We start from the raw sequence: 13,461 nt of genomic DNA on the forward strand, positions 1-13,461 counted from the left end.
GGCGGCATTTTACGGGAAGGTTACATTACTGTAAACATGGTTGAAGTACTGTCAGGCCCGTGTTAGTGGCTTCTGCCGCATGGGTCACAGCTGTTTCAGCGCATTTCAAATTTATACAATGAATGGCCTGCTGAGAAGGCTTATAACGAAAGAGGCTTTCAAAGGGGGAACGGGCGGGGCAAGGGCATAAACAGGAATTTAAACACACAAATAATTAACAATTAATTATCAATAAAAGGACAATTAAAGAACTTAAAATTAATACTACCTGAGCTGAATCGATAAAGGCAATTTATTCATATTTTTCGATTGATTAATTTTCATCGTTTTTAGTCGCACAAAAAAACAAAAATGATGGTAAATAAATTGTTGCTTATTTCACCGCTATAATTCCCCTTCGTGATTGCCACGGCAAATAACTTTTTATTATGACTACCCATTAAGGAGTAAAAATGCCGTCAGGCCTGTTTACGCAGCGCCAGATAGTCGAGCGTTGCGCCCAGCACGACGCCTGCCACCGCCAGCAGCGCGCCGCCTTCCAGCAACATGGCGCTATGGACGAAAACGATGAGATCCAGTGCATTGGCAATGAGGCCTGTTAACCCTATGCCCAGCAGCAAAGCGCCTGCGCCAAGCAACCAGAGGGAGAAGCGATAAGCCTGCGGGAAAGCGCGGCGTTGCAGGAAGCCATCGGTTCGCTGGGTGTAATCCAGCGTGTCGCGACAAATCAGCAGCAGCACAATTCCCGGCACGGCAGCGAAGACGGAAAAGAGGTAGAAGCTCGGCCAACCGTGGCTTTCCACAAACCAGCCTGCAATCGGCCCGACATAGACCCGGCCCACGGCTGAAAGCGCGGAAAGCAGGGCGAACTGCGTGGCGGAGAAAGATTTGTTGCACAGCGTCATCAGCAGGGCGACGAACGCTGCGGTGCCCATGCCGCCGCAGAGGTTTTCAAAGAAAACCGCCGCCGCCATGCTCACCATATGTTTATCCGTTATGGAGAGCAGCCAGTAACCGGCATTAGAAGCTCCCTGCAGCACGCCGAAAATCAGCAATGCGCGAAACAGCGACAGACGTTGCATTAATACGCCGCCATAGAGCGCGCCGATAATGGTCGCGAACAGCCCCAGCGTTTTATTCACTACGCCCACTTCGCCTGCGTCAAACCCCACGCCGCGAATTAAAAATGTTGTGGTGAGACTCATGGCAAAGGCGTCGCCGAGCTTGTAAAGCACGATCAACAGCAGGATTAACCAGGCGTTATTGCGGCTGAAAAAATCACGCAGCGGCTCCGCCACCGCCTGTTCAAGGCTGCGCGGTACGGGAATAGCGTCGTGCGGCTCTGGCGCAAATAGCGTGGCGATGATGCAAGGAATAAGCAGGGCGGCCATCAGCCAGTAAGTCGCTTGCCAGCCAAGCCAGCGGTCGGCAAGCCATAGCGCCAGCCCGCCGGAAACCAGCATGGCGAGGCGGTAGCCGAGCACGCTGATAGCCGCGCCCGCGCCGCGCTCTTGCGCAGGCAAAACGTCCGTTTTCCAGGCATCGAATACAATATCCTGCGAAGCGGAGCAGAAGGCGATAACGACGGCCAGCGCCGCCATCCAGCGCAGGTGAGTGGCCGGTTCGAGGAACCCCATGGCTGCGATAGCAATCAGTAAGAGAACTTGCGTCAGCAACAGCCAACCGCGACGACGGCCAAACAACGGCGGCGTATAGCGGTCCATAAGCGGCGACCAGAGGAATTTAAAGACATAGGCCTGCCCTACCAGCGAGAAAAAGCCGATAGTCTTCAGGTCGATATTCTCGACAGTCATCCAGGCCTGAAGGGTGCCGGAGGTCAGCGCAAGCGGCAAACCGGAGGCGAAGCCCAGCATCAGGAGAATGGCGGATTTAGGCTGCTGAAAGATACGAAGCGCGTGACTGGACATGGGCATAATAAAAAGCTGGCCCGGCATGCCGGGCCAGTGAAGGTGTGATTAACGGGCGTTCTGCTTGATGAACTCGTGAACGCTGGTGTCCTGCGCCATATCGGCGATGGTGTCAGTCAGGACAGAGTTGACCGCTTCAGCGATATTCTTATTGGACGCCTGAAGCGCGCCTTCAACGGAGTAGCTTGCGCGGTAGTTTTTGGTCATCTTGTTACCGGTCTTCGCGGTTGCGATGATAGAGATATCCGCTTTGGTAGCGATGTTGTAGCGTACGTTGCCCTGGGAAACATCGGCATACAGCTGATTAACGATTATCTGCAAATCTACCGCGCCGTTCGGCCCAATCATATAACCGCGAGAACTCATCTGTTTCTCCAGCACTTCCTGCAGCAGGAAGCGCAGGTCGCGGGAGGCGGTCAGCGTAACGAGCTGGTTGTCACGGGTTACTTTGGCCAGCGCCTGATCGGGACGCTGATCGGCGCCGTTGATGCTGATGGTTACGCCCATCAGGCTTGGATCCTGCTGCGGCAGGGTAATCTTCGGTGAAACGTCAATAGTCGTAGGCGGCGTAGCGCAACCAGCCAGCATAAAAAGGGCAACCAGCGGGAAAAAGAGTTTTTTTAACATGTTGTGGCTCTCGAAGTACCTTGGGCTGTCAAGAATAAAATTCTCGCCATCATAACATCGCCATTCGCAAGGGGAAGAGGGAATGGATGTAAATTCATCGCGTTGGCCTTTTTCTGAGCAAGTAAGCTGTTTTTTGGTAAGAAAAAGCCTTTGCTCCTGCCGTTTAGCTTTACCTCGTGAGGCTTTCATCGAAATAATGGAATGAAAAGCTAAAATTTTGTTGCCTGTCGGTTATGTAAACGGCAAATGCGGCTAACATTTATAGAAATGGCAGGCATCACAGCGTTGTCGAGGAGATCGTTATGATGGTACGCGAGCAAATAGAATCAAAATTAAGGGCAGCGTTTGATCCCGTGTTTCTGGAAGTGGTAGATGAAAGCTATCGTCACAACGTTCCTGCTGGTTCAGAAAGCCACTTTAAAGTGGTGTTAGTGAGCGATCGCTTTACGGGCGAACGTTTTTTAAACCGTCACCGCCTTATTTACGGCACCTTAAGTGAAGAACTGGCCGGCACTGTGCACGCGCTTGCGCTGCATACCTACACTATTAAGGAATGGGAAGGATTGCAGGATACGGTTTTCGCATCGCCCCCTTGTCGCGGCGCGGGCAGCATCGCCTGAGCAGAGGAATTTGCAACGACGAGGCTTTTTCCAGTATGTTGCGCCAGAGCTAAACGTGTAAAACGGCCTACGGGCCGTTTTGTTTTGTCTGAATTTTGCACGAATTAACGGCGGTTCAGGCAAAAAAGAGCCGGGAAGTGTGAAAAAAGCCGCAAAGCGGTACATTTGCTTTTCTCGACTACCCCCAGGGATGCCGCTATAATGCGCGTCTTATTTTTCGGAATGTCTTCGGGATGATTCTGGCGACAGGGATTGTGATTCTGATTCAGAAAAGATCCCGGTTCTGCGAAGCGATGACCATCATAAGGGCTTCCAGAGTTGACCGAGCACTGTGATTTTTTGAGGTAACAAGATGCAAGTTTCAGTTGAAACCACTCAGGGCCTTGGGCGCCGTGTAACGATTACTATCCCTGCTGACAGCATCGAAAACGCTGTAAAAAGCGAGCTGGTCAACGTGGCGAAAAAAGTTCGTATCGACGGCTTCCGCAAGGGCAAGGTACCGATGAACGTCGTTGCTCAGCGTTATGGCGCCTCTGTTCGCCAGGATGTGCTGGGCGATCTGATGAGCCGTCACTTTGTTGACGCTATCATTAAAGAAAAAATCAACCCGGCCGGCGCGCCGAACTACGTTCCGGGCGAATACAAGCTGGGCGAAGACTTCACCTACGCTGTTGAGTTCGAAGTGTATCCGGAAGTTGAGCTGAAAGGTCTGGAATCCATCGAAGTTGAGAAGCCGGTTGTCGAAGTCACTGACGCTGACGTGGACACCATGCTGGATACCCTGCGCAAGCAGCAGGCGACCTGGAAAGATAAAGACGGCGCGGCTGACGCTGAAGATCGCGTTACTATCGATTTCACCGGTTCTGTTGACGGCGAAGAGTTTGAAGGCGGCAAAGCCTCTGACTTCGTGCTGGCGATGGGCCAGGGCCGCATGATCCCGGGCTTCGAAGAGGGCATCAAAGGCCGCAAAGCGGGCGAAGAGTTCACCATCGATGTGACCTTCCCGGAAGAGTACCACGCTGAAAACCTGAAAGGTAAAGCCGCGAAGTTCGCTATCAACCTGAAGAAAGTGGAAGAGCGTGAACTGCCGGAGCTGACCGCCGATTTTATCAAGCGTTTCGGCGTGGAAGATGGCTCCATTGATGGTCTGCGCGCTGAAGTGCGTAAGAACATGGAGCGCGAGCTGAAAGGCGCTGTGCGTAACCGCATCAAGTCGCAGGCTATCGACGGTCTGGTAAATGCTAACGCAATCGACGTACCGGCTGCGCTGATCGACGGCGAAATCGACGTGCTGCGTCGCCAGGCTGCACAGCGTTTCGGCGGCAACGAGAAGCAAGCGCTGGAACTGCCGCGTGAGCTGTTCGAAGAGCAAGCTAAACGTCGCGTTATCGTCGGCCTGCTGCTGGGCGAAGTTATCCGCACCCACGAGCTGAAAGCTGATGAAGCACGCGTACAGTCTCTGATTGAAGAGATGGCTTCCGCTTACGAAGATCCGAGCGAAGTGGTTGAGTTCTACAGCAAAAACAAAGAGCTGATGGACAACATGCGCAATGTCGCGCTGGAAGAGCAGGCTGTTGAAGCTGTGCTGTCCAAAGCCAAAGTGACTGAAAAAGCGACCTCCTTCAACGAGCTGATGAACCAGCAGGCATAAGCCCGTATTCCTCTCTCAGGAAGCGCTTAATCAGCCCGTCACCCGGTGGTGACGGGCTTTTTTATGCTGCAACCTGGCGTAGAGGTGCCAATTAGCGCCTTAGGGTGTTAGCGTAACAGCAAAAGATTGTTATGCTTGAAACAGGCCAAACTTATCCCCATTAAAGGGTTAGGCAGTGTAAAGACTCTGACTGATAATCCGTCCGTAAAGGTTGAGAGCCGCTGAGGGCATCGTTATCCTGATGCAGGCTCATGTAGGATCAGTACAGCAGGTTACTCAGAATTTTTATCCAGGAGACGGATATGTCATACAGTGGCGAACGAGATCAATTTGCACCCCATATGGCGCTGGTGCCGATGGTGGTTGAACAAACCTCACGCGGTGAGCGTTCTTACGATATCTATTCCCGTCTGCTTAAGGAACGTGTCATTTTTCTGACAGGCCAGGTCGAAGACCAGATGGCTAACCTGATTGTGGCGCAGATGCTGTTTCTGGAAGCGGAAAACCCGGAAAAAGACATCTATCTCTACATCAACTCGCCGGGCGGGGTCATTACCGCCGGGATGTCGATTTACGACACCATGCAATTTATTAAGCCGGACGTCAGCACCATTTGTATGGGCCAGGCGGCTTCTATGGGCGCCTTCCTGCTGACGGCGGGGGCTAAAGGCAAGCGCTTCTGCCTGCCCAACTCGCGCGTGATGATTCACCAGCCGCTCGGCGGCTATCAGGGTCAGGCGACGGATATTGAGATCCACGCCCGTGAAATCCTGAAAGTGAAAGCACGCATGAATGAACTTATGGCGCAACACACGGGTCAATCTCTTGAGCAAATCGAAAGAGACACAGAGCGCGACCGCTTCCTCTCCGCCAACGAAGCGGTGGAGTACGGCCTGGTTGACTCCATTTTGACCCATCGTAACTAATGCCCGCCAAAGGCAGCCGCTATACTATAGTTAGTAAGCGGCTGCCTTAGTCACCCTGGCGGCTGGCGCCTGTATGGGGCATTGCGTGGTCGCGTGCGGCACGAAGAACAGAAAAGAGGTTTTGACTCATGACAGATAAGCGCAAAGACGGTTCAGGCAAACTGTTGTATTGCTCTTTTTGCGGCAAGAGCCAGCATGAAGTGCGTAAGCTGATTGCCGGACCGTCCGTGTATATCTGCGACGAGTGTGTCGATTTATGTAACGACATTATTCGCGAAGAGATTAAAGAAGTGGCTCCGCATCGCGAACGTAGCGCATTGCCTACGCCGCATGAAATTCGCAGCCATCTTGATGATTACGTCATCGGTCAGGAAAAAGCTAAAAAAGTCCTGGCGGTAGCGGTCTATAACCACTACAAGCGCCTGCGTAACGGCGACAGCTCTAACGGCGTTGAGTTGGGTAAAAGCAACATTCTGCTGATAGGCCCAACCGGTAGCGGTAAAACCCTGCTTGCCGAAACGCTGGCTCGCCTGCTGGATGTGCCGTTTACCATGGCGGACGCCACTACCCTGACTGAAGCGGGCTATGTGGGCGAAGATGTTGAGAACATCATTCAGAAGCTGCTGCAGAAATGCGATTACGACGTGCAGAAAGCGCAGCGCGGGATCGTTTACATTGATGAGATTGATAAAATCTCCCGTAAATCCGATAACCCGTCTATCACCCGCGATGTGTCCGGCGAAGGCGTGCAGCAAGCGCTGCTGAAGCTGATTGAAGGCACCGTGGCGGCAGTACCGCCGCAGGGTGGACGCAAGCACCCGCAGCAGGAGTTTTTGCAGGTTGATACCTCCAAAATCCTCTTTATCTGCGGCGGCGCGTTTGCTGGCCTTGATAAAGTCATCGCCAACCGTGTCGAAACCGGCTCCGGTATCGGCTTTGGCGCAACGGTGAAAGGTAAATCGCAGAAAGCGACAGAAGGCGAATTGCTTTCGCAGGTCGAGCCGGAAGATCTGATCAAATTCGGCCTGATTCCCGAGTTCATTGGCCGTCTGCCGGTTGTCGCTACGCTGAACGAACTGAGTGAAGAAGCGCTTATCCAGATCCTGAAAGAGCCGAAGAACGCCCTGACCAAGCAGTACCAGGCGCTCTTTAACCTGGAAGGCGTTGAACTGGAGTTTCGCGACGAAGCGCTGGAAGCCATTGCAAAGAAAGCCATGTCGCGCAAAACCGGCGCTCGTGGTCTGCGCTCTATCGTTGAAGGCGCGCTGCTGGATACCATGTACGATCTACCTTCCATGGAAGAGGTTGAAAAAGTGGTTATCGACGAATCGGTTATCGCGGGCCAGTCTGAGCCGCTGCTGATTTACGGCAAACCGGAAGCGCAAGCCTCCGGCGAATAAATAGCCTCTTTATACAATCCGTTAAACAATAAATGGGGGAAATAATCCCCCATTTATTTTTCCTGCCATCCTGACATTGAATGTCCGGGAAACATCCCCATATACTGATTTACTTGTTGGTGATGCCGTGAAGTGGGTTCACGTGCACCCATCACCTGGCGGAAACTAAACTAAGAGAGAGCTCTATGAATCCTGAGCGTTCTGAACGCATTGAAATCCCCGTATTGCCGTTGCGCGATGTGGTGGTTTATCCGCACATGGTTATTCCTTTATTCGTGGGACGGGAAAAATCCATTCGTTGTCTTGAAGCGGCCATGGACAATGACAAAAAAGTCATGCTCGTCGCGCAGAAAGAAGCTTCAACGGATGAGCCGGGTGTGAACGATCTTTTCACTGTAGGTACAGTGGCTTCGATTCTGCAGATGTTGAAACTGCCTGACGGCACGGTAAAAGTGCTGGTAGAAGGTTTGCAGCGCGCGCGTATTACCACCCTGTCGGATAATGGCGAACACTTTGCGGCTAAAGCTGAATACCTGAACTCGCCGGCTATTGACGAGCGCGAGCAGGAAGTGCTGGTTCGCACCGCGATCAGCCAGTTTGAAGGCTACATCAAACTTAACAAAAAGATTCCTCCGGAGGTGCTGACTTCACTGAACAGCATCGACGACCCGGCGCGCCTGGCCGATACTATCGCCGCGCATATGCCGCTGAAGCTCGCCGACAAACAGTCCGTGCTTGAAATGTCCGATATCAACGAGCGCCTTGAATATCTGATGGCGATGATGGAATCGGAAATCGATCTGCTGCAGGTTGAGAAGCGTATCCGCAACCGCGTGAAAAAGCAGATGGAGAAAAGCCAGCGCGAGTACTATCTGAATGAGCAAATGAAAGCCATTCAGAAAGAACTTGGCGAAATGGACGACGCGCCGGATGAAAACGAAGCGCTGAAGCGCAAAATCGATGCGGCGAAAATGCCGAAAGAGGCGAAGGAAAAAGCCGAAGCGGAACTGCAGAAGCTGAAAATGATGTCGCCGATGTCTGCGGAAGCGACCGTGGTGCGCGGCTATATCGACTGGATGGTGCAGGTTCCGTGGAACGCGCGCAGCAAGGTTAAAAAAGATCTGCGTCAGGCGCAGGAGATTCTGGATACGGACCACTACGGTCTGGGCCGTGTGAAAGACCGCATCCTTGAATATCTTGCCGTGCAAAGCCGCGTAAACAAAATCAAAGGACCCATCCTGTGCCTGGTGGGACCGCCGGGGGTGGGTAAAACGTCTCTGGGGCAATCCATTGCGAAGGCCACCGGACGCAAATATGTCCGTATGGCGCTCGGCGGCGTGCGTGATGAAGCAGAAATCCGCGGCCACCGCCGTACTTACATCGGCTCTATGCCAGGTAAGCTTATTCAGAAAATGGCGAAAGTCGGCGTGAAAAACCCGCTCTTCCTGCTGGATGAAATCGACAAGATGTCATCCGACATGCGTGGCGATCCGGCTTCCGCTCTGCTTGAAGTGCTTGATCCGGAACAGAACGTGGCGTTCAACGACCACTATCTGGAAGTGGATTACGATCTCAGCGACGTCATGTTTGTGGCGACTTCTAACTCCATGAACATTCCTGCGCCGCTGCTGGACCGTATGGAAGTGATTCGTCTCTCCGGCTATACCGAAGATGAAAAGCTTAACATCGCGAAGCGCCATCTGCTGCCGAAGCAGGTTGAGCGTAACGCCCTGAAAGCGAACGAACTGACCGTTGAAGACAGCGCGATTATCGGCATTATCCGCTATTACACCCGCGAAGCGGGCGTGCGTAGCCTTGAGCGTGAAATCTCTAAGCTGTGCCGTAAAGCGGTGAAACAACTGCTGCTCGATCCGGCGCTTAAGCAGATAACCATTACGGGCGACAATCTGAAAGATTACCTGGGCGTTCAGCGCTTCGATTACGGTCGCGCCGATAACGAAAACCGCGTAGGGCAGGTGACAGGTCTTGCCTGGACCGAAGTGGGCGGCGATTTGCTGACCATCGAAACCGCCTGCGTACCAGGTAAAGGCAAGCTTACTTACACCGGATCGCTGGGTGAAGTTATGCAGGAATCTATCCAGGCTGCGCTGACCGTGGTGCGCGCGCGCGCGGAAAAACTCGGCATCAATGGGGATTTCTACGAGAAACGCGACATTCATGTTCACGTGCCGGAAGGAGCGACGCCGAAAGATGGCCCAAGCGCAGGCATTGCCATGTGCACCGCTCTGGTTTCTTGCCTGACCGGCAACCCGGTTCGCGCCGACGTGGCGATGACCGGCGAGATAACGCTGCGCGGCCAGGTGCTGCCGATTGGCGGTCTGAAAGAGAAACTGTTGGCGGCGCATCGCGGCGGCATTAAAACCGTGTTGATCCCGTATGACAACAAGCGCGATCTGGAAGAAATTCCGGAGAACGTCATTGCCGACCTGGATATCCATCCGGTGAAACGCATTGAAGAGGTGCTGACGCTGGCGCTGCAGAACGAACCGTTCGGCATGCAGGTAGTCACTGCGAAATAGTGACCTGACGCAAAGAGCACTGATAAAAACAGGGCTGGCGAGTGATTTGTCACTTGCCAGCTTTTTTTTGTATAGCTAATTTAGATTGCTGACCGGGCGTGCCATCAATAACTACTGTTGTAAGGGCGATGCATGCCTGTTATAACTGCTGCGCGGTCGCGCTACGAAGGGATCGGGTGCGATATAAATAATAAAGAGAGGAAGAGAAGAGTGAATAAATCTCAACTGATAGACAAAATTGCCGCAAGCGCTGATATTTCCAAAGCCGCGGCTGGACGTGCGTTAGATGCTTTGATTGTTTCCGTTACTGAATCTCTGCAGGCGGGGGACGAAGTGGCTCTGGTTGGATTTGGGACTTTTGCTGTTCGTGAGCGTGCTGCCCGCACTGGCCGCAACCCGCAAACTGGTAAAGAGATCACCATTGCAGCGGCTAAAGTGCCTGGCTTCCGTGCCGGTAAAGCGCTTAAAGACGCGGTAAATTAAGAAACGCTTGCGGAAGTCCCGTAAGGTTTTTGAAACTAAGGGCGCATCGTCAGATGTGCCTTTTTTATATGCCCGGATTTTTATGAGGCGCGTGGGCTGACAACCGCCCCGTTTTCTTGTCACAATATGCCTCAGGGCGCAGCGGCAGAGCCGTGTTCCGAAGGACGCGATACGTCTCTGTGCAGGGTTTACCAGTTACACTACAGCGGAGTGTTGTTACACCATGATGGACAATTTACGCGCGGCGGCTAATCACGTCGTGCTCAAAATCATATTGGGTTTAATTATCGTCTCGTTCATTCTGACGGGCGTAGGTAATTACCTGATTGGCGGTAACAATAATTATGCCGCAAAAGTTAACGGCCAGGAGATTAACCGGGCGCAGTTTGAAAACGCGGTCATGGGCGAGCGCAACCGCATGCAGCAGCAGCTTGGCGATCAGTTCTCTGCGCTGGCGGCGAACGAAAGCTACATGAAAGGCATGCGCCAGCAGGTGCTGCAGCGCATGATAGACGAGACCCTTCTCGATCAGTACGCCAAAAAGCTGGGTCTTGGCATCAGCGATGAGCAGGTAAAACAAGCTATCTTTAAGCAGCCCGCGTTCCAGAGCAACGGTAAGTTTGACAACACGCGTTACAACGCCATTGTCAGTCAGATGGGAATGACGGCGGATCAATACGCGCAGGCGCTGCGTAATCAGCTCACCACGCAACAGTTGATCAACGCTATCGTCGGCACCGACTTTATGCTGAACGGCGAAACGGATGAACTGGCTGCGCTGGTTTCTCAGCAGCGTCTGGTGCGTGAAGCCACCATTGACGTAAACGCGCTGGCGGCTAAACAGCAGGTTTCCGATGCGGAAATCAATAACTACTACCAGCAGAACAAAGATCGTTTCGTGGCGCCGGAACAGTTTCGCGTAAGCTATATCAAGCTGGACGCAGCTGCGATGCCGGAAACCGCGAGCGATGCGGAAATCCAGGCTTATTACGATCAGCATCAGGATGAATTTACCCAGCCGCAGCGTAATCGCTACAGCGTCATTCAGACCAAAACCGAAGCGGAAGCGAAAGCGGTGCTGGACGCGCTGAAGCAGGGCGGTGACTTTGCTGCTCTGGCGAAAGAGAAATCTGCCGACATCATTTCTGCCCGCAACGGCGGCGACATGGGTTGGCTTGAGCCTGCCACTACGCCGGAAGAGTTGAAAAACGCCGGTCTGAAAGAGAAAGGCCAGCTCTCGGGCGTTATCAAGTCTTCGGTAGGTTTCCTGATAGTCCGTCTGGATGACGTTCAGCCGGCGCAGGTGAAGCCGCTTGCCGAAGTGCATGACGCTATTGCCGCAAAAGTGAAGCAGGAAAAAGCGCTGGATGCCTACTTCGCGCTGCAGCAGAAAGTGAGCGAGGCGGCCAGTAATGACAATGAATCGCTGGTGGGCGCCGAGCAAGCCGCGGGCGTTAAGGCCGTACAAACCGACTGGTTCGGCCACGACAATCTGCCGCAGGAGCTGAACTTCAAACCGATAGCGGATGCGATTTTCGGCGGCAGCCTGATTGGCGAGAACGGCACGCCGGGCAGCAACTCTGACATCATTACCGTTGAAGGCGACCGTGCGTTTGTGCTGCGCGTTACCGATCACAAAGCGGAAGCGACAAAACCGCTGGCGGACGTGCGTAACGAAGTGGTGGACGCGGTTAAGCATCAGAAAGCTGAACAGCAGGCGAAAATTGACGCTGAGAAATTGCTGAGCGCGCTCAAAAACGGCAAAGGCGACGACGCGCTGAAAGCCGCTGGCCTGAGTTTTGGCGAAGCGAAAACGCTGAGCCGCACCGGTCAGGACCCGCTGAGCCAGACCGCCTTTACCCTGCCGCTGCCTGCTGAGGGCAAACCCAGCTACGGTATGGGCAACGATATGCAGGGGAACGTGGTTCTGCTGGCGCTGGACGAAGTGCGCAGCGGCACGCTGCCGGAAGAGCAGAAGAAAGCGATGGTGCAGGGGATCACCCAGAATAATGCCCAGGTCGCTTTCGAGGCGCTGATGAGCAACCTGCGTAAAGACGCCAAAATCAAAATGGGCGACATGGTGACGGAACAGCAGCAATAACGAGACGTTTCGCACATTTTTGCAATACGCTGCAACAGACAAAGGCCGCTTACGCGGCCTTTTCCATTTTTAAAGATTGCTGTTTGTCGCGTTACGGCTGGCGCAATAAGGTAGCTTTGCTGTCAACAAACAAGGAGAAAACAGCATGAAACGTGGAATCAAAGCACTCTGTCTGGCATTGGCTGTAGCAGGCTGCGGCCTTAGCAGCACCTCACTGGCGGCGCCTTCTGCAGGTAAAGCGCAGGTAACGCAAACCCGACCCGATAGCGCCGATAGCAAAGCGCTGACACCTGGCGAGAAAGCATCGCAAAGCGAGGAAGGCACCGTCAGCATCAATACCGCCACGGTAGATGAGCTGGCGAAGGCGATGAACGGCGTTGGTAAGAAAAAAGCGCAGGCCATCGTTAGCTATCGCGAAGAGCACGGCCCTTTCAAAGCGCTGGAAGAGTTAAAACAGGTGCCCGGCATGGGCGATTCGCTGGTGGAAAGGAACCTGCCTAACCTCAAGCTTTAACCGTAACTTGTCCTTGCAGAGTTAAAAACTTTTGCCAGACTAAAGAGGTCATACCAGTGGTGTGACCTCTGTATCTACTAAAACAACGACAAGGGTTAAAGCGCTATGCAGACACAAATCAAAGTACGGGGATTTCATATTGATGTTTATCAACATGTTAATAACGCCCGCTATCTGGAGTTTCTTGAAGAGGCGCGCTGGGATGGCCTTGAGCAGGAAGAAAGTTTTCAGTGGATGACGGCCAACAACATTGCTTTTGTCGTGGTAAATATCAACATCAATTACCGCCGTCCCGCCGTGCTGGGCGATCTGCTTACCGTCACCAGCGAAATGAAACAGCTTAACGGTAAAAGCGGCGTTCTGAGCCAGGTTATTACGCTTGAGCCAGAAGGGCAGGTGGTCGCCGACGCGTTAATCACCTTTGTCTGCATCGATCTCAAAACGCAAAAAGCGCTGCCGATTGAAGGCGAGCTGCGTGAAAAGCTCGAAAAATTACCAGGCTAATTGCTTAAAAATGTTTTCATGTGCCTGATGGCTTTTGGCTCCTCGGCCCAGTAGATAAGCTGGTATTGCGAAGGCTGGTGTCCCCCGCGTAAGCGGGGGAACCCCCTTGAAAATGACGCCAGCGCGTTTCGCTTTGGCATTCCCCGCCTACAGGTGGTAAACCGCAA

Annotated in this window: 11 protein-coding genes; 9 read left to right on the forward strand and 2 right to left on the reverse strand. The window is 53.2% G+C overall.

Translation table 11 applies throughout. The annotated features are described in order from the left end of the window. Window positions 1-458: 458 nt before the first annotated feature. Both ampG and ACU4F7_RS05430 read right to left on the reverse strand, forming a co-directional pair. The gene (ampG, locus tag ACU4F7_RS05425) at window positions 459-1,928 is read right to left on the reverse strand and encodes a muropeptide MFS transporter AmpG (protein ID WP_029592082.1); all 1,470 of its coding nucleotides are present in this window, start codon (window positions 1,926-1,928) and stop codon (window positions 459-461) included. Between the two features lie 48 nt (window positions 1,929-1,976). Then, complete coding sequence (locus ACU4F7_RS05430) at window positions 1,977-2,555, reverse strand: lipoprotein (RefSeq protein WP_024557442.1); 579 nt, start codon at window positions 2,553-2,555, stop codon at window positions 1,977-1,979. 302 nt (window positions 2,556-2,857) lie between these two features. Between ACU4F7_RS05430 and bolA the strand changes: the two genes are divergently transcribed. From bolA to ACU4F7_RS05475, 9 genes are all read left to right on the forward strand, one after another. Beyond that, on the forward strand, window positions 2,858-3,175 hold the full coding sequence (gene bolA / locus ACU4F7_RS05435) for a transcriptional regulator BolA (RefSeq protein ID WP_024557441.1): 318 nt from the start codon (window positions 2,858-2,860) through the stop codon (window positions 3,173-3,175). A 352-nt stretch (window positions 3,176-3,527) separates the two neighbouring features. After that, window positions 3,528-4,826, forward strand: coding sequence for a trigger factor (gene tig, locus ACU4F7_RS05440; RefSeq protein WP_024561380.1), 1,299 nt, complete (start codon window positions 3,528-3,530; stop codon window positions 4,824-4,826). A 302-nt stretch (window positions 4,827-5,128) separates the two neighbouring features. Further along, a complete protein-coding gene (clpP, locus tag ACU4F7_RS05445; RefSeq protein WP_024554056.1) occupies window positions 5,129-5,752 on the forward strand; it encodes an ATP-dependent Clp endopeptidase proteolytic subunit ClpP in 624 nt (207 codons plus the stop codon). Window positions 5,753-5,880: 128 nt separating this feature from the next. Beyond that, window positions 5,881-7,152: an ATP-dependent protease ATP-binding subunit ClpX gene (gene clpX / locus ACU4F7_RS05450; RefSeq protein ID WP_024557439.1), complete on the forward strand. Its 1,272-nt coding sequence runs from the start codon at window positions 5,881-5,883 to the stop codon at window positions 7,150-7,152. Window positions 7,153-7,337: 185 nt separating this feature from the next. Continuing rightward, the gene (gene lon, locus ACU4F7_RS05455) at window positions 7,338-9,692 is read left to right on the forward strand and encodes an endopeptidase La (protein ID WP_024557438.1); all 2,355 of its coding nucleotides are present in this window, start codon (window positions 7,338-7,340) and stop codon (window positions 9,690-9,692) included. Window positions 9,693-9,902: 210 nt separating this feature from the next. Then, window positions 9,903-10,175, forward strand: coding sequence for a nucleoid-associated protein HU-beta (gene hupB, locus ACU4F7_RS05460; RefSeq protein ID WP_024554059.1), 273 nt, complete (start codon window positions 9,903-9,905; stop codon window positions 10,173-10,175). 223 nt (window positions 10,176-10,398) lie between these two features. Further along, complete coding sequence (ppiD, locus tag ACU4F7_RS05465) at window positions 10,399-12,276, forward strand: peptidylprolyl isomerase (RefSeq protein WP_481638197.1); 1,878 nt, start codon at window positions 10,399-10,401, stop codon at window positions 12,274-12,276. Window positions 12,277-12,421: 145 nt separating this feature from the next. After that, a complete protein-coding gene (locus ACU4F7_RS05470; protein ID WP_029592084.1) occupies window positions 12,422-12,790 on the forward strand; it encodes a ComEA family DNA-binding protein in 369 nt (122 codons plus the stop codon). A 105-nt stretch (window positions 12,791-12,895) separates the two neighbouring features. Beyond that, window positions 12,896-13,294, forward strand: coding sequence for a YbgC/FadM family acyl-CoA thioesterase (locus tag ACU4F7_RS05475; protein WP_029592085.1), 399 nt, complete (start codon window positions 12,896-12,898; stop codon window positions 13,292-13,294). Window positions 13,295-13,461: the final 167 nt, after the last annotated feature.

This window comes from Franconibacter pulveris (genome assembly GCF_056780215.1).